Origin of the sequence: Neiella marina, from assembly GCF_002165625.1 — a bacterium.
GTDB lineage: Bacteria > Pseudomonadota > Gammaproteobacteria > Enterobacterales > Neiellaceae > Neiella > Neiella marina.
The window spans coordinates 56,616-77,622 of sequence record NZ_NGNS01000014.1 but is presented as its reverse complement, the minus strand read 5'-3'; the positions used below and the strand labels follow the sequence as shown (position 1 = coordinate 77,622).

The 21,007-nt window shown below is 49.7% G+C and carries 24 protein-coding genes; 13 read left to right on the top strand and 11 right to left on the bottom strand.

Translation table 11 applies throughout. The features are described 5' to 3' along the window. Positions 1-4 precede the first annotated feature (4 nt). From CBE68_RS11770 to CBE68_RS11730, 8 genes are all read right to left on the bottom strand, one after another. Positions 5-1,891, bottom strand: coding sequence for a CRTAC1 family protein (locus CBE68_RS11770; RefSeq protein WP_087506288.1), 1,887 nt, complete (start codon positions 1,889-1,891; stop codon positions 5-7). Positions 1,892-2,508: 617 nt separating this feature from the next. Further along, positions 2,509-3,774, bottom strand: coding sequence for a UDP-N-acetylglucosamine 1-carboxyvinyltransferase (gene murA / locus CBE68_RS11760; protein ID WP_087506286.1), 1,266 nt, complete (start codon positions 3,772-3,774; stop codon positions 2,509-2,511). Between the two features lie 13 nt (positions 3,775-3,787). Beyond that, entirely contained in the window at positions 3,788-4,042 is a 255-nt protein-coding gene (locus tag CBE68_RS11755; protein ID WP_087506285.1) for a BolA family protein, read from the bottom strand. Continuing rightward, on the bottom strand, positions 4,042-4,389 hold the full coding sequence (locus tag CBE68_RS11750; protein ID WP_087506284.1) for an STAS domain-containing protein: 348 nt from the start codon (positions 4,387-4,389) through the stop codon (positions 4,042-4,044). Before CBE68_RS11750 ends, CBE68_RS11755 begins: the two co-directional genes overlap by 1 nt. Beyond that, on the bottom strand, positions 4,352-4,993 hold the full coding sequence (locus CBE68_RS11745; RefSeq protein ID WP_087506283.1) for an MlaC/ttg2D family ABC transporter substrate-binding protein: 642 nt from the start codon (positions 4,991-4,993) through the stop codon (positions 4,352-4,354). Before CBE68_RS11745 ends, CBE68_RS11750 begins: the two co-directional genes overlap by 38 nt. Next, on the bottom strand, positions 4,993-5,478 hold the full coding sequence (gene mlaD / locus CBE68_RS11740) for an outer membrane lipid asymmetry maintenance protein MlaD (protein ID WP_371870506.1): 486 nt from the start codon (positions 5,476-5,478) through the stop codon (positions 4,993-4,995). The genes CBE68_RS11745 and mlaD overlap by 1 nt, the downstream gene beginning before the upstream one ends. A 7-nt stretch (positions 5,479-5,485) precedes the next feature. Continuing rightward, complete coding sequence (mlaE, locus tag CBE68_RS11735; protein WP_087506282.1) at positions 5,486-6,265, bottom strand: lipid asymmetry maintenance ABC transporter permease subunit MlaE; 780 nt, start codon at positions 6,263-6,265, stop codon at positions 5,486-5,488. After that, positions 6,262-7,080, bottom strand: a complete 819-nt coding sequence (locus tag CBE68_RS11730) for an ATP-binding cassette domain-containing protein (protein ID WP_087506318.1) — start codon at positions 7,078-7,080, stop codon at positions 6,262-6,264. Before CBE68_RS11730 ends, mlaE begins: the two co-directional genes overlap by 4 nt. Before the next feature lie 388 nt (positions 7,081-7,468). Between CBE68_RS11730 and CBE68_RS11725 the strand changes: the two genes are divergently transcribed. From CBE68_RS11725 to mgtE, 12 genes are all read left to right on the top strand, one after another. Continuing rightward, positions 7,469-8,443, top strand: a complete 975-nt coding sequence (locus CBE68_RS11725; protein ID WP_087506281.1) for a calcium/sodium antiporter — start codon at positions 7,469-7,471, stop codon at positions 8,441-8,443. 8 nt (positions 8,444-8,451) lie between these two features. Beyond that, positions 8,452-9,420, top strand: coding sequence for a KpsF/GutQ family sugar-phosphate isomerase (locus CBE68_RS11720; protein WP_087506280.1), 969 nt, complete (start codon positions 8,452-8,454; stop codon positions 9,418-9,420). Beyond that, positions 9,420-9,971, top strand: a complete 552-nt coding sequence (kdsC, locus tag CBE68_RS11715; RefSeq protein ID WP_087506279.1) for a 3-deoxy-manno-octulosonate-8-phosphatase KdsC — start codon at positions 9,420-9,422, stop codon at positions 9,969-9,971. The genes CBE68_RS11720 and kdsC overlap by 1 nt, the downstream gene beginning before the upstream one ends. Next, a complete protein-coding gene (gene lptC, locus CBE68_RS11710) occupies positions 9,968-10,543 on the top strand; it encodes an LPS export ABC transporter periplasmic protein LptC (protein ID WP_087506278.1) in 576 nt (191 codons plus the stop codon). Before kdsC ends, lptC begins: the two co-directional genes overlap by 4 nt. Next, positions 10,521-11,069 carry a lipopolysaccharide transport periplasmic protein LptA gene (gene lptA, locus CBE68_RS11705; RefSeq protein WP_158100590.1) on the top strand — a complete coding sequence of 183 codons (549 nt, stop codon included), beginning with the start codon at positions 10,521-10,523 and terminating at the stop codon, positions 11,067-11,069. The genes lptC and lptA overlap by 23 nt, the downstream gene beginning before the upstream one ends. Before the next feature lie 3 nt (positions 11,070-11,072). Continuing rightward, entirely contained in the window at positions 11,073-11,798 is a 726-nt protein-coding gene (gene lptB, locus CBE68_RS11700) for an LPS export ABC transporter ATP-binding protein (RefSeq protein WP_087506276.1), read from the top strand. 73 nt (positions 11,799-11,871) lie between these two features. Further along, on the top strand, positions 11,872-13,320 hold the full coding sequence (locus CBE68_RS11695) for an RNA polymerase factor sigma-54 (protein ID WP_087506275.1): 1,449 nt from the start codon (positions 11,872-11,874) through the stop codon (positions 13,318-13,320). Positions 13,321-13,349: 29 nt separating this feature from the next. After that, positions 13,350-13,637 carry a ribosome hibernation promoting factor gene (hpf, locus tag CBE68_RS11690; RefSeq protein WP_087506274.1) on the top strand — a complete coding sequence of 96 codons (288 nt, stop codon included), beginning with the start codon at positions 13,350-13,352 and terminating at the stop codon, positions 13,635-13,637. A 15-nt stretch (positions 13,638-13,652) separates the two neighbouring features. Then, on the top strand, positions 13,653-14,102 hold the full coding sequence (ptsN, locus tag CBE68_RS11685) for a PTS IIA-like nitrogen regulatory protein PtsN (protein WP_087506273.1): 450 nt from the start codon (positions 13,653-13,655) through the stop codon (positions 14,100-14,102). A 27-nt stretch (positions 14,103-14,129) separates the two neighbouring features. Beyond that, on the top strand, positions 14,130-14,978 hold the full coding sequence (rapZ, locus tag CBE68_RS11680; RefSeq protein WP_087506272.1) for an RNase adapter RapZ: 849 nt from the start codon (positions 14,130-14,132) through the stop codon (positions 14,976-14,978). Between the two features lie 3 nt (positions 14,979-14,981). Beyond that, positions 14,982-15,254, top strand: a complete 273-nt coding sequence (locus CBE68_RS11675; protein ID WP_087506271.1) for an HPr family phosphocarrier protein — start codon at positions 14,982-14,984, stop codon at positions 15,252-15,254. 112 nt (positions 15,255-15,366) lie between these two features. Next, positions 15,367-16,725, top strand: a complete 1,359-nt coding sequence (mgtE, locus tag CBE68_RS11670; protein ID WP_087506270.1) for a magnesium transporter — start codon at positions 15,367-15,369, stop codon at positions 16,723-16,725. A gap of 279 nt (positions 16,726-17,004) precedes the next feature. Here mgtE and CBE68_RS11665 read toward each other — a convergent pair whose 3' ends face one another. Then, positions 17,005-17,490 carry a GNAT family N-acetyltransferase gene (locus CBE68_RS11665; RefSeq protein ID WP_087506269.1) on the bottom strand — a complete coding sequence of 162 codons (486 nt, stop codon included), beginning with the start codon at positions 17,488-17,490 and terminating at the stop codon, positions 17,005-17,007. Continuing rightward, on the bottom strand, positions 17,490-18,827 hold the full coding sequence (gene pmbA, locus CBE68_RS11660) for a metalloprotease PmbA (RefSeq protein ID WP_188708263.1): 1,338 nt from the start codon (positions 18,825-18,827) through the stop codon (positions 17,490-17,492). Before pmbA ends, CBE68_RS11665 begins: the two co-directional genes overlap by 1 nt. 110 nt (positions 18,828-18,937) lie before the next feature. Between pmbA and yjgA the strand changes: the two genes are divergently transcribed. After that, entirely contained in the window at positions 18,938-19,462 is a 525-nt protein-coding gene (gene yjgA, locus CBE68_RS11655; protein ID WP_087506268.1) for a ribosome biogenesis factor YjgA, read from the top strand. A gap of 63 nt (positions 19,463-19,525) precedes the next feature. Here the strand turns inward: yjgA and tldD are convergent, their stop codons facing one another. After that, on the bottom strand, positions 19,526-20,992 hold the full coding sequence (gene tldD, locus CBE68_RS11650) for a metalloprotease TldD (protein WP_087506267.1): 1,467 nt from the start codon (positions 20,990-20,992) through the stop codon (positions 19,526-19,528). Positions 20,993-21,007 lie beyond the last annotated feature (15 nt).

Sequence of the window (21,007 nt, the reverse complement as noted above, 5' to 3'; positions counted from 1 at the left end):
GCAGTTAGCGCTTGCCAACAACTAAACGTTGATTGGCGCCATTGATGGTAAATGACTGACTCTCGCCATTTGACCAAGTCACCAGCCCATCGGTAAATTCCTGGCAACTACCCAAACCAACATGTAATTGATTGATGTTGTTGTGGGAAAATGCCGCTGAGGTTTGCCCGACGACGCGACGGTAAGTCATACCGCAGGCGTCAAAAGTCATCACTGCGCCCATTGGCCCAGCTTTACCACTTGGCGCGTTGGCTACTTCAACGATCAGATATGAATTGCCGTTACTGGTGGCATTATTAGTAAACAAATGCCAGCGGCCTCGTTCGTTAGCATAAAACAAATCCAAGTCACCATCGGCATCATAGTCAAACACTTCCGCACCGCTGCCGGTGGCACCAAGCTCTGTCGATATCACACCATGCCCTTCAATGCGTTTGAATCCTTTACCCTGTTGATTGTGGTAAATAATCTGTTTGGTTTCCGTCGCCATGTTGCCGTAGCGCACAATAAAAATGTCGCTCCAACCATCATTGTCGAAATCACCAACCGCCGAACTGGCAGTCTGCTCAGCGACATCAATTGCCATCGCTTCGGTGACATCGACAAATTGACCATCGCGATTTTCCAACAACCGCACCGGAATAAGTTCTTCATCTGTGGTTTTCGGAGTGGAGACGACATGATGAATGACCGCCGCTGTTGGAGACTTGGTATTGGCAAACACGCGCCAAACATCGTCACCGATGTAACCAATGTACAGGCCTTTTTGTTCGGTATCCGTCGGCCAACCAGCGGCCTGCTCTGGGGTTAGGGAGAAATTCTTGTGGCCATGGCGATCGACATCAAAGCTGAGCGGTTGTTTGCTGGCGCCAACAAATACCTCAAACGTTGGAAACGCCATCTGCAAATTCTCCAGCTTGAAATCGCCTTCAATGCGCAAGTCATCGAGCACTAACGGCTTAAAGCGGCTGAAAAAAGCAAAGCGCTGATGTTCGCTGTCGTAATAGCTTTGCCCTTTGAACTGGTGTTTGGCGCGGGTCAATAGCCAGTCAAAATCACCGTCATTGTCAAAATCAATTTCCGCGATACTGCTGACATCATGAGTATTGGCAAGGTCACCCAAGACACCTTTGCTGACGTTAGTAAAATCAGAGCCCTCACCACCTTGGATGAGAACCATGTCGGCACCACCATAGAACACCACATCGGCGTCATTATCATTGTTGTAATCAGTGACCAGTACTTTGTAACCCAACCACTGAGCAAATGGCAGCCGCTCAATGAACTCAAACTGACGCAGGCTTTCCTGGCGATAATGAAAATTGGCGCCATCAGGTTGTGATTTCAACGGAAATGCCGAGGTGATCATATTCAGCATGCCGTCATTATCTGTGTCGACTAGCTTGACTGCCCGGCCACGACTGCGCTCAAAATGCTCAAATACCACTCGTTTACTCAGGGTTCGATCCGGGTTTACCTCAAAGCCAACAGGGAACCTTGGATTCGTCCCTGCGCCGCCGCCCTGCGATACCACAATCTCAACTTTGCCGTCGAGGTCATAATCAGCAGCAGCAACACCGTGAGTATCGCCGCCAATTAATAACTGAGGTCCAGAAAAGTAGCCCCCTTCATTCCAGAATATATTGGCACGATACGCATGGTCAGTCGTGATGATGTCGAGCTTGCCATCACGATCCAGGTCTGCCACCAAGGCGTTGTCCCACTTGCGTCTCGAACGCTGTTCGAGTGGCATGATGTCAGTGCCCGCTTCAGAGAACTGAATTTCAGCAAGATGCGCTGAATCCGATGAGGTTGATTGACAAGCGATCAACACTGTCGCTCCGAGACCAACGGCTAACAACCGATGAGCAGGCTTATAGAACAAGGACATAACGAATACTCTGAGCAAATCAATCAGTCATTAGTAACACTCACAATCCATATTATCAATATAAACATATGACGTATCTTGCATGATAGATTGTTCCATGATCACGATCGGCGAATAGCAACCTGTACTAAGCTTCATGCAACCAGCAACACGGCCCATTACAAGGACTTGGAGTTGCATGCCAACAATGTACCGACTACTCGAGGAGGGAAAAACCGGGTGGGGACTTTACTATTGGGCGGCGTTAAACGTGAGCTACGAGCGTACTGGCAATGATTAGGTAACCAATTGATTGGCTGATTCTGAGAGTAAATCCAGCTCTACCGACGTTCGCAGCTCGTGCAACCAGTGCACGCCCGGCGTGTTTCAGAGCGACTGTTTTGGCGGTTTCGCTGAATTTTACAATAAGCAGATTTGAGTGCTCGGCGGTAGCCAAACCAGTTGTCCGGTTTGGCTATCAAGACATTTCCCCAAAACCGTTTCTTGAGTATCTCGCCGTAGTCATTGAGGAACTGGCTATCACAGCCGATATCAAAGTAGCTCATCAACTCAGTCAAAGTAGTCATTTGACTGATTTTGGTGGCTATCTCATCACTCGGCTGCATTGCATTGGTCAATTACATTGATTCATTGATGCGACGAACGGTAGCCCCTAAGCCTTGAAGTTTATCCTCAATGTGCTCATAGCCACGGTCTAAGTGATAGATCCGATCCACTTTGGTTTTGCCTGCTGCCACGAGACCGGCGATCACTAAACAAGCCGAAGCTCGCAGGTCGGTCGCCATCACGGTGGCACCAGACAACTCGGCACTGCCTTTACAAAAGGCGGTATTACCCTTGAGTTCAATGCTAGCACCCATACGTTGCAGCTCAGGCACATGCATGAAGCGATTTTCAAAGATATTCTCAGTGATGGTTGCAGCCCCCTCAGCAACCGCATTCAGCACGGTAAACTGGGCTTGCATGTCGGTTGGAAATGCTGGATACGGCGCAGTAGTGATATCCACCGAGGTCAATGGCCGATCACGCTGGTCAATCTCAATCCAGTCATCACCAAAGTCGATGGCGGCACCGGCTTCTTTTAGCTTTGCTAGCACAGCTTCTAACAACCGCGGATCGGTATGTGTACAGCGAACCTTGCCACCAGTGACCGCCGCAGCGACCAAAAACGTGCCGGTTTCAATGCGATCAGGCTGAACCTGATATTCGCCGCCATGTAAAGCCTCGACGCCTTCAATGACAAGATGATCGGTGCCCGCACCAGAAATTTTGGCACCAAGAGCATTAAGGAATAATGCCAGATCAACCACTTCGGGTTCACGCGCTGCGTTTTCGATAATTGTGGTGCCCTCAGCAAGAACCGCCGCGGCCATCAAATTTTCAGTGCCCGTCACGCTGACCATATCCATGACGATCGTGGTGCCCTTCAGTCGACCATCCACTTTGGCATTGATATACCCTTCGGTGACGGAGATGTCGGCACCCATTTGCTCAAGACCGTGCAAGTGCAAATTGACCGGCCGAGCTCCGATAGCACAACCACCAGGCAGCGATACTTTTGCTTCGCCCTGCCGCGCCAGCATCGGGCCCAACGCCAGAATACTGGCTCGCATGGTTCGCACTAGCTCGTAGGGGGCAACGTGGCTGGCGATGGTCGGCAAGTTGACGGTGACGACATCATCATGATGCTCAACATCAGCGCCAAAACCATTGAGCAGCTTTATGGTTGTAGCAATGTCTTGTAATCGGGGAACATTACGAATGGTAACTGGCTCAGGGCATAGCAGGCTGGCAAACAAAATGGGCAACGCCGCATTTTTTGCACCAGAAATGCGAACGTCTCCAGCCAATGGGCCAGAGCTTAAAACTTCTAATTTTTGCATGACGCCCCCTCAGTTACAGCATCATGAGCTTGCGCTCGCGCTGCCACTTCTCGGGAGTGAACGTCTTGATGGTGACGGCGTGGACAGAACCATCAGCAATCACCTCAGAGAGAGGTTGGTAAATGGTTTGCTGGGCCTTGACCCGCGACATGCCTTCAAACAGGTCACCAACAGCAATGACCTTAAAATGCGTACCTTCGGCTTCAACGTGACACTCTTGCAGGCTGATAGCCTGCTCCAGCAACTCTTTAACTTCAGCGGCGTTCATTAACTATTCTCAACTTCACTGGTGTTCTGGCGGGGCAAGGCCAGTAACACATCTACATTAAACAAATGGGCCATGTGGCATAGCTGCTGCGGCACATTCTCAAAGTTTAACGCCACCTGCTGTTGTTCGGCTTTAATTCGTAATTGCACCAAGCCAGCAAGTCCTGCGCTGTCTACGCGTCCTAGCTTTTGTAAATCTAAGGTAATGTCTGAGCCAGTCGGCAGGGCCTTTAACTGTGGCCAAACCGACATCAAGCTAAAGCGGTCAAAGGCTCCAGCTAACAGCCAACGATTCCCTTGTTTGGTCAGTTCAGTCACCAGAGCCGAATCCTGCCAATTCATCTTCATTCAGGCCACCATCAACTTTCGTTCGCAATTGCTGGGTGACAAAATCAATCCCATGCTGACGCAACAAAGGCCGGAATTCCTTGTTCTTAGTTTCTACCTGGCTAATGCCCTCTGCAGCCAAATCCCAAACTTTCCATTCACCGGTTTTACTGTTTTGGCGCATATAAAAAATGACTTTAATATCAGGCTTACCTTGCTCGACGAAACGCGCAGGGACTTGACCTGGAATGCGGACGGGATCAACTTCAATGACATGACGCTGCGGATCATAGCGCTTAAACAAGAGCGTAAAAGTGCCGACCATGTAGTCTTTGAAGGCTTCAGAAAATGCCGCGCGCTGCTCTTTGTTGGTTTGGCGAACTTCGACACCCAGAACCTTTAACGCGGCAAAGCGGTAATCCACGTGAGGCAGTAGATCTTGCTCAACCACATTGCGCAAAAACTCAGTGGTATGTTGTTCTGCAGTGGTTTGTTTTAGCTTTTGCGACGTTTCATTGGCTATTTGGCTCAGCATTACTTGAGGGTCAGAGGTATCCACCGAGGCCCAAGCTGAAAGCGTTAAAAAGCTAAAGCTAATCAATAAAACTCTTACAAACACAGTCATTAATCGTCGCTCTGGTTATATAAAAACTGACCAATCATATCCTCAAGCACCAAGGCTGGCTTGGTATCGTTGATATAGTCACCGTCTTTAAGCATAGCAATATCTTCAATCACAAAGCCCGGAGTAATGCCAACGTATTGCTCTCCCAGCAGGCCACTGGTGAGAATTGATGCCGAAGAGGTCTCGGCAATTTCGTCATACATGGAGTTAATACGAAGTTCAACGACTGGCGTATAGTACTGAGATTCCAAAGTAATAGACGCGACTCGACCAATCACCACGCCACCAATTTTGATTGGCGCACGTTCCTTGAGACCGCCGATGTTGTCAAAACGGGCATACACAGTATAAGTGCTCTGACCACCAGTAATTCCCCACGTTGCCACTTTAACTGACAAAATGGCGATTGAAACAATGGCCAACACCACAAACAAACCCACTGCAATTTCAATACGGCGTTGTTGCAGCTGTTTTTTTCTATCCATACAAAACTTACCCAAACATTAAAGCGGTCAGAACAAAATCGAGTCCGAGCACCATCAGCGATGCCTGCACCACCGTCTCTGTAGTGGCTTTACTAATACCGGCTGACGTTGGCACAGCATGGTAGCCTCGAAAAACCGCAATCCAAGTCACAACATTAGCAAACACCACACTTTTTATAAGCATACTGCCAATGTCTTGTTTCCACTCAACCGCAGCCTGCATCAACGACCAATAGGTACCAGTATCAAGTCCAAGCCAATCAACACCGACCAATTTACCTCCGTATATCGCTACTAGGGTAAAGATAGTCGCCAGCATTGGCATACAAATCAGGCCTGCCCAGAATCGAGGGGCAATGACTCGGCGTAACGGGTCAATAGCCATCATTTCCAAGCTTGCGATTTGCTCAGTCGCTTTCATTAAACCAATCTCGGCGGTCAGCGCCGAGCCGGCTCGGCCAGCGAACAACAGCGCAGTTACCACAGGCCCGAGTTCACGCAGCAAGCTCAGAGCCACCATCGGCCCTAAGCTTCCCTCGGCACCATAGCTCACGAGAACCTGATAGCCCTGGAGCGCGATGACCATGCCAATAAACAGACCGGACACTAAGATAATTAATAACGACTGCACACCGACAACATACATTTGGCGGACTAGCAGCGGCAAAAATACCGATAGTCGGGAAAAGCCGAAAACCACCTTCATGTAGGTCAGTACGGCAAATCCCATGGTCGCCAACACATCAAACGTTCGGCGCCCAATTTGTTGCAATGCATGCGCAATCATTTGCCTGCTAACCCTCGCAATTGCTCATCCAACGCGGAAGCCGGATAATGAAATGGCACTGGCCCGTCGGGCTTTCCTTGTAAAAACTGGACAATCTGTTCGGACTGGTCTTGTTTCAGCTGTTCTGGCGAGCCTTGAGCAATAATGCGCTTATCAGCCATCACATAGACGTAATCAGCAATACTCAACACCTCATGCACATCATGACTGACGATAACGGATGTCGAGCCCAGAGTTTCATTGACCGAACGGATCAAACTAACTAGCACGCCCATGGAAATCGGATCCTGGCCAGTAAATGGCTCGTCGTACATGATCAATTCTGGATCAAGCACTGTCGCTCGCGCCAACGCGACGCGACGCGCCATACCGCCGGATAATTCTGATGGCATCAAGTGATGAGCACCGCGCAAACCAACTTGCTCTAACTTCATCATCACCAAAGTTTGGATGACTGATTCCGGTAACCGAGTGTGTTCTCTGACCGGGAAAGCAACATTGTCAAACACGTCCAGCTCAGTAAACAAAGCGCCGCTTTGGAATAGCATGCTCATCCGAGTTCTGAGCTGGAATAATTCTTTGCGGCTGAGTTGCGGAACATCGTTACCATCAAACCAAATATGGCCGCAGTCAGGTTCGAGCTGACCACCGATCAAGCGCAGCAAGGTCGTTTTACCAATCCCACTGGGGCCGAGAATTGCGGTAATTTTGCCACGCGGAATCGACAGACTGATATTGTCATAGATCAGTCGTTCACCATGACTGAAGGTCAAACCGTCAACAACGACTAGATTGTCAGAATCCTTATTGATCATTCCATCTCTTTGCTGCATCAGCGGCGGGAAGCTGCCGACTATACCAGAAGCCCGTCGGGGACTCATCGTTCAATTTAGTTAAAAACGTTACAAACTGTTGTTCGAAGTGTTGCGATTGTTTCACAGCGACCGTTTCTAAAACGTATAAAAGTGTCAAAAAGTGTCTACTGTACTGCCTGTTTTATTATCGTAAACCAAACTTAGCGGTTCAACCGAACTGTTCGATACTGAATGTCGACTGGATGCTCTCGATAGCCACTGATTGGATCAACGCGTTGTTAAACGTCACTAACCTTCGGAACAGTTTAATGGGGACTATTTTGCTACTTTCAATTCCCCCATAAATCGAGCAAAATCTACGCCTTTCTCATACTCAGGTGTATTAACTATGCTCATCGCCTCCGCCATGGTGATTGTTGGCCTTGCGCTACTTGGTTGGTCAGCAGACCGTTTGGTGTTCGGTTCAGCCTCCTTGGCTCGCAATGTGGGTATTTCGCCCCTGGTCATCGGAATGACAATTATTGCGATGGGATCTTCGGCTCCGGAAATGATGGTTTCGGCAACGGCATCCTATATGGGGCAACCCAATACCGCTGTCGGCAATGTATTGGGCTCCAATATCACCAACATCGGCTTAGTACTTGGCGCAACGCTATTGTTGCGGACTCTATCGGTTAGCTCGATCGTATTGCGCCGTGAAATCCCGTTGCTGATTGTCATTACTGCGCTGGCTGGGTTAGTCCTTCACAACGGCTCATTGTCGCGTTTTGAGGGTATTGTTTTACTGGTGGCTTTCTTCGCATTACTTGGCGGCTTGCTATGGATGGCGATGGCTGACACCAACAAAGAAGATCCTTTGGTTGCCGAGCAAGCTGCCGAGGTACCTGACAACGTCAGCACTAAAAAGGCAATATTGTGGACCATAGTTGGTTTAGTCATATTGCCAGTCAGTGCGCAGATTCTGGTGACTGGAGCCTCAGACATCGCTCAACAATTTGGCGTTTCCGATTTGGTCATCGGCTTGACCATTCTTGCCATTGGTACCAGTTTACCTGAACTGGCCGCAAGTATTGCCGCAGTCCGTAAAGGCGAGGATGACATGGTCATTGGTAATGTTGTTGGCTCAAATTTGTTTAATATCCTTGCGGTTCTGGGCATCGCCGGTACCATTGCGCCAGCCGAGCTTGACCAGGCTGCGGCAGGCCGTGATTTGTATGCCATGGTCGCCATCACCTTTTTATTAGTAGCAGTAAGCTATGCTGCTAAGCGTCACCGTAAACTTCCGCGCTGGTTTGGCGTACTGCTGTTAGCCTGCTTTGTTGGCTATGAAGTACTGTTGTATATCAGCGAAGTGAGCAAGTAAGAGGCTCTATGCGTCAGCAATATATTGAATCAGCAAAACAAGTGATTGCCATTGAAGCCGAGGCAGTAGCCCGTTTGGCTGATACTCTAGATGAACAATTCGAAGCAGCCTGCGAAATCCTGCTGCAATGTAAGGGTCGCGTTGTCGTGACCGGCATGGGCAAATCAGGTCATATTGGCCATAAAATCGCTGCGACTTTAGCATCGACCGGTACGCCTGCATTTTTTGTTCACCCCGGCGAAGCGAGTCATGGTGACCTCGGCATGATCACGCCAAATGATGTAATCATTGCTATTTCCTACTCAGGAGAAACCGACGAGCTAACGAATTTACTGCCATTAATTAAACGAATTGGTGCGCGCATGATTGGCATGTCGAAATCTTCCGATTCGACCTTGTCACAGTTTTCTGATTGTCATTTAAAGGTTGTCGTGGAACGCGAAGCTTGCCCGCATAACTTGGCTCCTACCTCAAGCACCACTGCAACCCTAGTGTTGGGTGATGCACTGGCTATCGCGCTACTCAAGGCCAAGGGCTTTAGTGCCGAGGACTTTGCGTTTTCGCATCCGGGCGGCAGCCTAGGTCGCCGTCTACTACTCACACTGGATGACTTAATTCACACTGGCGACGCTCTGCCGGTCGTTACCGAGCAAGCTAGTTTGAATGACGCATTGGCGGAAATGTCACGCAAGCAACTGGGCATGACCGCCATTGTTAATGGCGATGGCATCATGACAGGCCTGTTCACCGACGGTGATTTACGCCGCGTGTTGAATAAAGGCAATGTTCAGGTACAAGCTCCGATCACTGAGTTTATGACGGTCAATGGCGTCACCGCATCAGCTGGCATGATGGCTGCCGAAGCATTGAAATTGATGGAAGATAAACGCATCAATGGCCTATTTGTTGTCGACCCCAACAATCGTCCGGTTGGCGCACTAAACATGCAAGACCTGTTGCGTGCAGGGGTTTTGTAATGCCTGTTGAAACGCTATACGGCTCAATTTCTGACACACTCGCTTCTCAGCTGAAGCAGATACGCTTGCTCATTTGCGACGTTGATGGCGTGTTTTCAGATGGCCGTATTTACATGGGCAATGATGGTGAAGAGTTAAAAACTTTTCACACTCGCGATGGTTATGGTGTCAAGGCATTGCAAGCAACAGGCGTGGCCCTTGCGGTTATCACTGGTCGCCAGTCAAACATTGTTGAGCAGCGCATGACGGCTTTGGGCATTGAATGGCTCTACCAAGGTTGCGATGACAAAGTCACCGCTTTTGAAGACATATTGCAGCGCAGTGGCTTCACCGCCGAGCAATGTGCTTATGTCGGCGATGACTTGATTGACTGGCCGGTGATGAGTCGTTGCCTAGTTGGCATATCGGTCGCCGATGGCCACCCTTGGCTGCGCCAACAAGCCAGTTGGGTAACACAAACTGTTGGCGGCGCAGGGGCGGTAAGAGAAGTCTGCGACACCATTATGGAAGTACAAGGTAGCTTCAATACCACCATGGGCCGCAGTATATGAATCGACTGACCATTATCTCAGTGTTATTGCTGGTGGCAGCATTGATGTTCAATGCCGTCATGGATAGTGGTGAGGAGCCAGTGCAACAAAGTAATATTTGGGGTAGCTACGAACCAGACTACGTGGCTCATAAGCTGTTCAATCGCAACTACGACAGCAATGGTCGGCTGGAAAGTACGGTATTTGCTGAATCGATGGAATCCTATCCCGATCTGGCGATGACTATTTTTGCCAAACCGGAAGTCACCATTTTCGACAAAAACACCGAGAAACAACCGACCTGGCATGTCTCGGCCTCAGAGGGCAGTCACTACCCCAACCAGCAACAATTGCAATTGCGCGGCAGTGTCACCATCCGCGCGAAAGACCCGACAAGCCAGATTCAAACGATGACAACGCCGTTTCTGGTACTCGAAATCGAATCCAATCAGATGCATACTGACGAAAGTGTGACAGCAACAGGCCCTGGGCTATTGATGAAAGGGCTTGGCCTGAAGGCAGACTTGAATGCCGAATACATCCAGGTGCTGCAACAAGTGGAATCCGTCTATGAAAACAACCCTGCGAATTAGCGCTTTGCTAATGCTGCTATGCTGCCAATCGAGCATGGCGATTCAACGAGACTTTGACGAAAAAGTTGAAATCTCAGCGGAACAAAATGCCTTTGATATCAAAGCAAACGTGTTGAAGTACACCGGCGATGTCAAGGTGGCTCAGGGCACCATGCAAATATTTGCCGACAACCTGACTATTTTGAATGCCAATGAAGAGGGCCAACAAGTATTGGTCGCCGATGGCGCTCCGGTTCGCTACAGTCAAGTACTGGACAACGGCAAAGTGATGGATGCTCAGGCTGATAAAATGCGCTACGAGCTCAACTCACGCATTTTGCTGCTGACTGGCAATGCTCAGGTAATGCAAGAAGATAGCTTGGTAAAAGGTGACCGCATTCGCTACAACCTCGACAAGCAATTGCTTGAAGCCGATGGCAACGCGGATGGTAACAAGCGGGTAACGACTATCTTTATTCCAGAGCAAGTCAAACAACAGCTTGATGAAAAACCCAAAGCAGTTAAAGCAGAACAAGAAGGCAACTGAGACGTGGATGTTTTAGAAGCGAATCAACTGGCAAAATCGTACAAAGGGCGGCAAGTCGTTCGAGACGTATCATTGCGCGTTGAGCCTGGCCAGATTGTTGGTTTATTGGGGCCCAACGGTGCAGGTAAAACAACCACGTTTTACATGGTGGTTGGTTTAGTGCAATCCGAAGGCGGCAATATCTCGCTCAATGGCGAGGACATCTCGCATGCGCCGATGCACGAACGAGCCCGCAAAGGCATTGGCTACCTACCGCAAGAGTCATCGATTTTCCGCAAGTTGTCGGTCAGCGATAACATTATGGCGATCTTGGAGACGCGCAAAACGCTGACCAGTGCCGAACGCGACCAGATCCACGACGATTTACTGGAAGAATTTAATATTGGCCATATCGCTAAAAGCAAAGGTATGGCATTGTCTGGTGGTGAGCGTCGACGCGTAGAGATCGCCCGAGCTTTAGCCGCCGAACCCAAGTTTATTTTGCTTGATGAACCCTTCGCTGGCGTTGACCCAATTTCAGTGTCTGATATTAAAAAAATCATTGAACACTTAAAAGCCAGAGGGTTAGGCATATTGATTACTGACCACAACGTCCGTGAGACACTGTCCGTATGTGAGCACGCATATATTGTTTCTCATGGAGAATTAATTGCTTCTGGGACGCCAGATCAAGTACTCGCAAATCAGCAAGTTCGAGATGTGTACTTGGGCGAGCAATTCCAGCTATAGTAATGACATGCAAGAATCAGGCAGAGGTGATTATTTTTCATCCTGCCCCAACAGCAACACAGTCGGAGATTAGATGAAGCCATCGCTTCAGCTCAAATTTGGCCAACAGCTGACCATGACCCCACAATTGCAACAGGCAATCCGCCTATTGCAATTGTCTACGCTTGATTTACAACAAGAAATTCAAGAAGCGCTCGATGCCAACCCATTGCTAGAGCAGGCCGAAGAAGATAACAGCAGTAATGAATCTGCCGAAGCAGCGGATAACCAGCTTGAGGCGGACAGCAGTGCTGTCGATACCTCCGAAGCGCTGCAACAAGAATCCATCAGTGATGACATGCCCATCGATACCACTTGGGATGAAGTCGTCTCTGCCGCCCCGGTGTCATCTGCCGTAGCTCGCGATGATGATGACACTAGCTTTCAGGGTGAAACCACCGACTCGTTGCAAGACCATTTGCGCTGGCAACTTGATTTGACGCCGATGAGCGATGTTGATCGTGCCATTGCCATGACAATTATCGATGGTATTGATGACGCCGGTTATCTCAGCCTTAGTGCCGAGGATGTGCTCGAAAGCCAAGGAAACGATGAGCTTGAGCTGGATGAAGTTGAAGCGGTACTGAAACGAGTACAATTGTTTGATCCCATCGGTGCAGGCTCTCGCTCTATTGCCGAATGTCTGACGATTCAGCTCAAGCAGTTTGAACCCGACACACCTTGGTTGAAAGAAGCCTTGACTGTGGTTGCCAACCACATGGACTTATTAGCCAACCGTGACTATCGCACGTTGATGCGCCGCGCTCGCTTAAAGGAAGATCAGCTGCGTGAAGTGATGCGATTGATCCAAAGCCTCAATCCTCGCCCAGGCAGCGCCATTGTTAAAGAAGACGACCAATACGTCATTCCAGACGTTTCAGTGCATAAGAAAAATGGCGTCTGGCAAGTCGAGCTCAACCCAGACTCAGTGCCCAAAATCCGGGTAAACCAGCAATACGCCGCGATGTCGCGCAGTGCTCGTAATACCTCGGATAGCCAGTTTATTCGCTCCCACATGCAAGAAGCCAAGTGGTTCATTAAGAGCTTAGAAAGCCGCAATGAAACCCTAATGAAAGTGGCCAACTGTATTTTACGGCGCCAATATGACTTCTTTGAGCTTGGCGACGAAGCCATGAAGCCCATGGTGCTCAATGATGTCGCCGAAGAAGTTGGCATGCATGAATCAACCATTTCCCGTGTGACCACGCAAAAATACATGCATACACCGCGTGGCATATTCGAATTGAAGTACTTTTTCTCCAGCCATGTCAGTACTGAAGGCGGCGGTGAGTGTTCATCGACAGCCATTCGCGCTCTGATTAAAAAGCTGGTTGCTGCAGAGAATCCGGCCAAGCCATTGAGCGATAGCAAGATGGCCGAGCTGTTATCGGACCAGGGAATTAATGTCGCTCGCCGCACGATTGCCAAATATCGTGAAGCGCTCAACATTCCACCGTCCAATCAACGAAAAAGCCTGTTGTAAAACAGCGCACTGATGAAGGAACTATGCCTATGCAATTAAACTTAACCGGTCATCATGTTGAAGTAACGTCTGCCCTTCGTGATTATGTGACTGATAAACTAGGCAAACTTGAAAGACGATTCGATAACATCACTAATGCCCATGTGGTATTGAAAGTAGAAAAGCTCCGTCATATTGCAGAAGCAACCGTTCACGTCTCGGGTGGTGATTTAGTCGCTACCGCCGAGCAAGATAATATGTATGCCGCTATTGATGCTTTGGTCGACAAGCTGGATCGGCAAGTCATCAAGCACAAGGAAAAGCTGCAGAAGCACTAATCAACTCTATTGACAATGAATATTGGCAACATCCTCAGCGCGGACTGCACATTAAGTGCAGTCCCCTGCACCAGCAAAAAACGCGCCCTCGAAATTTTTAGTCAAGTCGCAGCCAAACAGCTACCCGAATTGACTGAACAAGACATCTTCGAGCGCTTGTTAAACCGTGAGAAACTCGGCTCAACGGGTATTGGTGGTGGCATCGCTATCCCCCACGGTCGACTGCCTTCAGATAGCAAAGCAGTGGCGGTATTGATGCAGTTGGAGAAACCAATTGAATTTGACGCCATCGACAAACGTCCTATCGATATTTTGTTTGGTCTGCTGGTACCAGAACAAGACTGCAACCTGCACTTGAAAACTCTGGCCATGGTGGCAGAAAAACTATCCGACAAAGAAACCCTCAAACAGCTTCGCTCTGCCACTAGTTCTGAGGACCTATATCAGGTTATCATCAACGCATAAGCTTGCTAGCTGGCATTGGTTTACAGGATGAAACTCACAGTTGTAAGTGGCCGCTCTGGCTCAGGAAAGTCAGTCGCCCTGCGCGTTCTTGAAGATCTCGGTTACTACTGCGTCGATAATTTACCGGTCGAGCTGCTCACGCCGTGGCTCACGCAACAGCAAAATCGTCACGAGCAAATTGCGGTCAGCCTCGACATGCGCAACTTACCGAACAGTTCGCAGGAAGTTGAGCAATTGCTAACCCTGATCCGCAGTACAGTGCCAACCACGATTATTTTCCTCGATGCAGCCGATGCATCATTGCTGCGCCGTTATTCCGAAACCCGCCGGCGCCATCCACTAACTCGCGATCATGCCACATTGGCCGAAGCTGTTGCGGCCGAAACTGAATTGCTAGCGCCGGTTCGAGAGCAAGCAGACTTGTTTCTCGATACCGGCGAAATGACCATTTATCAGTTCAGCGCCACTCTGCGCGAACGTGTTTCCGGCAGCCCTAGCTCCTCGATGGTGCTGATCTTCGAGTCCTTCGGTTTTAAACATGGTATTCCCAACGATGCTGACTTCGTCTTTGACGTGCGCTTTCTGCCCAACCCGTATTGGGAGCCAGAACTGCGAGGATACAGTGGTAATGACCAACCGGTGATTGACTTCTTCAATCAGCAACCGACAGTTGGTGAATTCATCGAGCAACTCAAGTCGATGTTAATCAAGTGGTTACCACAACTTCAGCAGAATGACCGTAGTTATGTCACCGTCGCCATTGGCTGCACTGGTGGTTGCCACCGCTCAGTATTTATCGCCAACTCGCTAGCAGAACACTTTCGCACGCAACGAGAAGTGCAACTGCGTCACCGTAACCTCAAGGACAGTCATTAAGGCATGACAGAGATTCGCTCACTGCTTATCAGGAATAAACTCGGCTTACATGCCAGAGCAGCTACTAAACTAGCTACATTGGCACAAGATTTTGATGCCAACGTGATGATCAAACACGGTGACAAACAAGCATCAGCGGCCAGCGTTATGGGATTGCTACTGCTCGAAACTTGTCAAGGTCAACACATTGAGGTCTCTGCGGATGGCCCGGATGCAGGGCGAGCGCTCGATGCCGTTGAAGCCTTGATTAACAACTTTTTTGATGAGGGTGAGTAGCACTCAGTTCAATCACGTCAAGAACTAAATACTTCTTACCCATCAGTGGAATATCCGATTTATTCGGATAGAATACACCCCAAGATTTGTCAGGGGATAGGAGTAGTGGGCGATGCCGGAATCACTCGAGCAACAACAGACCCATAGTCGTTTACGCGCAGTCAACGACGCCCTGACCAGCGGCATGTATGTTCATGTCCGACAAATGCTTCATTCGTTGCCCTCTTTCGACGTTGCACTGCTACTAGAGTCGTCGACTCCCTCTGCCCGACCGGTATTGTGGCAACTGATCGATCCCGATCAGCACGGTGACATTCTAGAAGAGTTATCCGAGGACATTAAAGACTCCATCATTCAGGAAATGGATCCTGAGCACGTTGCGTCCGCCATTGAAGGTATGGACAGTGATGACTTGGCATATGTCTTAGGTAGCTTACCAGAATCTGTTTATCAACAAGTACTTAGCTCAATGAGTGAGCAAGACAAGCACCGCGTTGAACAAGCACTGTCGTATGATGAAGAAAGTGCCGGTGCGATGATGAACACTGATGTCATCACATTGCGCCCTGACGTATCGGTTGATGTCGTATTGCGTTACCTCAGGCTACGCGGCGAACTGCCACAGCGCACCGACATGCTCTACGTCGTTGATGGTCACGACAAGTTGCTTGGCGAAGTCTCTTTAGGTGACCTGATCACCTGTCAGCCTGACACCATGATCCGCGAGATTCACGAATCAGAAGTAGCACCGCTGAAAGCAGAGCAGCACGACTCGGAAGTTGCCCAACACTTTGAACGTTACGAGTTAATATCAGCACCAGTGGTTGACGCCAACGGCTGCCTGCTGGGCCGTATCACAGTTGATGATGTAGTTGATATCATTCGTGAAGATGCTGAGCACTCGATGATGAGCATGGCCGGTCTTGAAGATGAAGAAGATACCTTTGCGCCTGCTGCGAAGAGTACCCAACGTCGTTCGATCTGGCTCGGGCTCAATGTTGGAGCGGCGCTGCTGGCGGCATCGGTGTCCAATATGTTTGAAGATATCCTGTCGCAATTAGCCACCATCGCTATTCTCATGACCATCGTACCAAGCATGGGTGGAGTTGCCGGCAACCAAACGCTAACCTTGGTGATCCGCGGTATTGCTCTGGGTCATGTTGGCGACTCAAATGCCCGCTGGCTGCTAGGCAAAGAAGCGTTGGTTGGTGTCTTTAATGGTTTGATTTGGGCAACGATTCTGGCGTCTGTGGTGACGGTTTGGAAAGGTGATTGGCATATTGGTGTGGTCATCGCGGTGTCGATGTTTGTCAATATGTTGATGGCGGCGCTTGCTGGCGTGTTGGTACCGTTGACGCTGAAGAAATTCAAGATTGATCCGGCCTTAGCAGGCAGCATGATGGTCACTACCTTCACCGACATCATCGGTCTGTTTACCTTCCTAGGGACTGCCACTTTAATGCTGAGCTAAGCGCCGCTCAGTTGTGCATAGTCGCCAACAAGCCATAACTCGCTCTGACGCTCAAGTACTTCCATGTATCGCTCTACATGCGGCATCCATGCCGCCTGAAGCATCGCTCCATTAAGACTTGTTCGCTCAAGGTAAGGTTTGGCGCCGATCTGAGAAAGTGGCTTGGAAGTTACTGAGCGGAGTTTCTGCCGCAGGACGCGGCAGTAAAGCTTACAAGGAAGTATTCACAGCGTCTCTGCAAAGGAACTTGCAGGCCGCTTAGGGGGAAGTAATAAAAGGTTATGCCAGCTTCTTTTCCCAGAACAAGGCATGGCCCTGCCCTCCTGGTAGCTCATAGCCTTCAAAGCCATGCTTACGATAAGCATTTTGAGCCACGGTATTGCCTTGCAGAACTTCCAATGTCACCTTGCAACAATCACGCTCGCGGGCGATTTGCTCGACTCTATCAAGCAACAATTGACTTAATTGACGCCCACGATATTCAGCCACTACAGCAAAATCATGAATATTGATCAAAGATTTACAAGCAAATGTCGAAAAACCAGTGAAACAGTTCGCTAATCCAGCGGGTTTGCCATCAACATAGGCTAGGACAGTGAATGCGCCCGGTTGCTGAGCCAAAGAAGCAATGAGGTTTTGTTGGGCGTAATCGCTGAGATCTTCACCGCCACCCATCACATCATTGGCGTAGGCCCTTAACACCGCAATCAAATCGGCCCCATGCCTTGGGTTACTATAATCAGCCAACTTTATTTCAATAGCCATTAATGACCCGCCACTTGCATCTCAGAGATCAACACGGAACCTGTTTGAATTTGGCCCCGACGATCTAAATCTGCGCCCACTCGAACAATATTATTGAACATGTCATTCAAATTACTGGCGATGGTGATTTCGTGCACCGGGAAAGCCAACTGACCATTTTCAACCCAGAAACCGCTCGCGCCGCGCGAATAGTCGCCGGTCACAGTATTAACCCCTTGGCCCATCAGCTCAGTGACGTATAGGCCTGTGCCCATTTCCGCCAACAACTGCTCAAAATCACGACCACTGTGACGTACCAGCCAGTTGTATATGCCGCCGGCATGGCCGGTGTTTTCCATACCCAATTTGCGTGCTGAGTAGGCAGTTAGCAGATAGCTGCTCAATGTGCCTTGCTCAACAATCATCCGATCTTGGGTTTCAACCCCTTCCGAGTCGAATGGTGCACTGGCTAAGGCGCAAGGAATTCGAGGCCGCTCAACGATAGAAACATGCTCTGGCATGATCTGATGGCCGAGTTTGTCTTTCAAAAACGACGCATTGCGGTAAAGACTACTGCCCGCGATGGCATTCACTAAGTGGGCAAACAAACCCGACGCTAAATCAGAAGCAAACAACACCGGTACCTTACGAGTACCGAGTTTACGGGCATTTAATCGATTAAGTGTTCGCTCGGCAGCGTGTTTACCAACACGTTCGGGCAGCCAAAGGCGTTCAGCCTGACGACTCACTGAGTAGCTATAATCGCGTTGCATGTCATCGCCATCAGTGGCAATCACTACGGCACTCAAACTGTGGCGAGTACTGGGGTAACCGGCAATAAAGCCATGGCTGTTCCCGTAAACTCTGACCGATTGATGGCTGGCAAACGTGGCGCCATCGGAATTGGTAACACGTGGATCGGCATCAAATGCTGCTTGTTCACAACGCTGCGCCAACTCAATGGCATGCTCTGGTGATAGGGAACCTGGGTGGTAAAGCTGCAAATCAGGCACATCTTCAGGCATTTGCGATGCTTCGGCAGGGCCACTGAATGGATCTTCTGAAGTAAAGCGGGCAATGTTGCAGGCTGCATCAACCGCACTGCGAACCGCTTCAGGGCGCAAATCCGAGGTCGATGCGTTGCCTTTTTTGTGCCCGAAATAAACCGTAATACCTAGTGCGCCATCACGATTAAATTCAAGTGTTTCAACCTCTTGCATCCGGGTACTAACGCATACACCGGTTTGTCGGCTCATCGCCACTTCTGCTTGTGAGGCACCTTTAGACTTGGCGTAACTCAACGTGTCTTCAATGACTTGCTGCAGTTGCGCTTGCTCTTCGGCAATCGGTTGGGACATGAAGCTTTGGTCCAGTTTCTGTTAAAATCGACAAAGCAGCCATGATACTGCAATTTACCCCCGCGGTGCGAGTCCTGCGAGGGATCTGAAACCATGATTAGTGAAAGGCCATGTCAGAGCAAAACACACAGCCCGAAGATGAGTTGGAATGGGTCTCTAAAACCCAGCGCAAACAAGAGAGTGAAGCGTTACAGAAGTTGGGGCGCCAGCTCACTGAAATGGGTGATCAGCTATTACTGAAACTGCCCCTTGAGGACGACTTGTTGGAAGCCATTCAATTGGCTAAACGCATTCGCAACAAACGCGAGGGATACCGTCGCCAAATCCAATACATTGGTAAGTTAATGCGGCAGCGTGATAGCGAAGACATCGTCAAAGCGATCGCTTTAATTGAGGCCAAGAAGCAGCAGTCAAATCAAGCTTTTCATCAGCTTGAAGAGACTCGCGATGCGATTATTGCCGAAGGCGACAGCGCTATTCAGCAGTTTATCGATGACTACCCGCAAGCAGATCGCCAACGTTTACGCCAACTGAGCCGGGGTGCTCAGCGAGAGCAGAAGCAAAACAAGCCGCCGAAATCGGCGCGGGAGTTGTTCAAGTATTTGCGCGAAATCGCTGAATCAGCAGAACAGTAGCATTTTCAGTTAGGTACAAAAAAGCCAACGTCAGTCGTTGGCTTTTTCTTTGGAGCAGACCATTTAACTGCTGGTGCCACCAACGGTCAGCTCATCGACTTTTAGCGTCGGCTGGCCGATACCTACAGGCAAGCTCTGACCATCTTTACCACAGACTCCGACTCCTTCATCAAGCTGCAGATCGTTGCCAACCATGGAAATATGTTTCATCGCCGCCGGGCCTGAACCAATCAACGTTGCGCCTTTGACGGGCACAGTGAGCTCGCCATTTTCAATCAAGTAGGCTTCAGAGGTCGAAAACACAAACTTGCCCGAGGTAATATCAACCTGGCCACCAGCGAAATTGGGCGCAAACAGGCCCTTTTTCACCGACTTAATGATATCCGCAGGATCACTTTCTCCTGCCAACATATAGGTATTGGTCATTCGTGGCATCGGCAGATGAGCATAAGATTCGCGACGGCCATTGCCGGTCAGTTTAGCCCCCATCAGCCGGGCGTTCAGCTTATCTTGCATGTAGCCGCGTAACACACCATTTTCGATCAGTACATTGTGCTGACCCGGAGTGCCTTCATCATCAACACTCACCGAACCACGACGATTAGCAATCGAGCCGTCATCAATCACCGTGCACAGCGGCGAGCTGACTTGCTTGCCCACTTGACCGGTAAAAGCGGAGGAGCCTTTGCGGTTGAAGTCACCTTCTAGGCCGTGACCTACCGCTTCGTGCAACAACACTCCCGGCCAACCCGCGCCTAACACCACGGGCATCGTACCCGCCGGTGCATCAACGGCAGTAAGGTTGACCTGCGCTTGGCGCACAGCTTCATGAGCATAGCCAAGAGCACGTTTGTGTCCTTTGCCATCGATCTCACTGAAATAACCGTAATCAAGGCGGCCACCGCCACCTGCTGAGCCGCGCTCCCGTTTAGAACCGTCTTGCAGCAATACGGTACAATTCATTCGTACCAAAGGCCGAATATCAGCCGCCAAGGTACCATCTGAACCCATCACCATCATGCGCTCAAAAACGCCACTAATACTGACAATCACTTGGCTAACACGTTCATCCAACGAGCGAGCAAGCTCATCGACTTCGCGCAGCAAGGCAATTTTTTCGGCCTCAGCCAGTGCAGTCAGTGGATTCACCGGCTGATAGATTTGCGGTTGAGCGACGGCTTGAGCGACCTGTAACTTGCCATCCTGCCCGCAATCAGCAATTCCTTTGGCGGTATTAGCAGCCATAATCAGGGCGTCTGCAGTGAGCTCATCAGAGTATGCAAAGCCGGTCTTCTCACCAGTAATCGCTCGAACGCCTAGGCCTTGCTCGATGTTAAAGCTACCTTCTTTGATAATGCCATCTTCAAGCACCCAAGATTCATGATGAGAGCCCTGCAAGAAAATATCGGCATAATCGAGCTGATTGCTGTACATGCTTTCAAGACATTGCTGTAGGTCATTGAGCTGCAATTCAGCAGGTGCCAGCATTTCTTCGCTGACTTGATTCAAGACGGGTGAGCCGGTGGCCATTCAATCACTTCCTCA

What these genes read in the sequence shown, in the direction of transcription:
- CBE68_RS11770 (WP_087506288.1), bottom strand. Translation starts at nt 1,891, where the DNA reads ATGTCCTTGTTCTATAAGCCTGCTCATCGGTTGTTAGCCGTTGGTCTC.
- murA (WP_087506286.1), bottom strand. Translation starts at nt 3,774, where the DNA reads ATGCAAAAATTAGAAGTTTTAAGCTCTGGCCCATTGGCTGGAGACGTT.
- CBE68_RS11755 (WP_087506285.1), bottom strand. Translation starts at nt 4,042, where the DNA reads ATGAACGCCGCTGAAGTTAAAGAGTTGCTGGAGCAGGCTATCAGCCTG.
- CBE68_RS11750 (WP_087506284.1), bottom strand. Translation starts at nt 4,389, where the DNA reads ATGAAGATGAATTGGCAGGATTCGGCTCTGGTGACTGAACTGACCAAA.
- CBE68_RS11745 (WP_087506283.1), bottom strand. Translation starts at nt 4,993, where the DNA reads ATGACTGTGTTTGTAAGAGTTTTATTGATTAGCTTTAGCTTTTTAACG.
- mlaD (WP_371870506.1), bottom strand. Translation starts at nt 5,478, where the DNA reads ATGGATAGAAAAAAACAGCTGCAACAACGCCGTATTGAAATTGCAGTG.
- mlaE (WP_087506282.1), bottom strand. Translation starts at nt 6,265, where the DNA reads ATGATTGCGCATGCATTGCAACAAATTGGGCGCCGAACGTTTGATGTG.
- CBE68_RS11730 (WP_087506318.1), bottom strand. Translation starts at nt 7,080, where the DNA reads ATGATCAATAAGGATTCTGACAATCTAGTCGTTGTTGACGGTTTGACC.
- CBE68_RS11725 (WP_087506281.1), top strand. Translation starts at nt 7,469, where the DNA reads ATGCTCATCGCCTCCGCCATGGTGATTGTTGGCCTTGCGCTACTTGGT.
- CBE68_RS11720 (WP_087506280.1), top strand. Translation starts at nt 8,452, where the DNA reads ATGCGTCAGCAATATATTGAATCAGCAAAACAAGTGATTGCCATTGAA.
- kdsC (WP_087506279.1), top strand. Translation starts at nt 9,420, where the DNA reads ATGCCTGTTGAAACGCTATACGGCTCAATTTCTGACACACTCGCTTCT.
- lptC (WP_087506278.1), top strand. Translation starts at nt 9,968, where the DNA reads ATGAATCGACTGACCATTATCTCAGTGTTATTGCTGGTGGCAGCATTG.
- lptA (WP_158100590.1), top strand. Translation starts at nt 10,521, where the DNA reads ATGAAAACAACCCTGCGAATTAGCGCTTTGCTAATGCTGCTATGCTGC.
- CBE68_RS11695 (WP_087506275.1), top strand. Translation starts at nt 11,872, where the DNA reads ATGAAGCCATCGCTTCAGCTCAAATTTGGCCAACAGCTGACCATGACC.
- hpf (WP_087506274.1), top strand. Translation starts at nt 13,350, where the DNA reads ATGCAATTAAACTTAACCGGTCATCATGTTGAAGTAACGTCTGCCCTT.
- ptsN (WP_087506273.1), top strand. Translation starts at nt 13,653, where the DNA reads ATGAATATTGGCAACATCCTCAGCGCGGACTGCACATTAAGTGCAGTC.
- rapZ (WP_087506272.1), top strand. Translation starts at nt 14,130, where the DNA reads ATGAAACTCACAGTTGTAAGTGGCCGCTCTGGCTCAGGAAAGTCAGTC.
- CBE68_RS11675 (WP_087506271.1), top strand. Translation starts at nt 14,982, where the DNA reads ATGACAGAGATTCGCTCACTGCTTATCAGGAATAAACTCGGCTTACAT.
- mgtE (WP_087506270.1), top strand. Translation starts at nt 15,367, where the DNA reads ATGCCGGAATCACTCGAGCAACAACAGACCCATAGTCGTTTACGCGCA.
- CBE68_RS11665 (WP_087506269.1), bottom strand. Translation starts at nt 17,490, where the DNA reads ATGGCTATTGAAATAAAGTTGGCTGATTATAGTAACCCAAGGCATGGG.
- pmbA (WP_188708263.1), bottom strand. Translation starts at nt 18,827, where the DNA reads ATGTCCCAACCGATTGCCGAAGAGCAAGCGCAACTGCAGCAAGTCATT.
- yjgA (WP_087506268.1), top strand. Translation starts at nt 18,938, where the DNA reads ATGTCAGAGCAAAACACACAGCCCGAAGATGAGTTGGAATGGGTCTCT.
- tldD (WP_087506267.1), bottom strand. Translation starts at nt 20,992, where the DNA reads ATGGCCACCGGCTCACCCGTCTTGAATCAAGTCAGCGAAGAAATGCTG.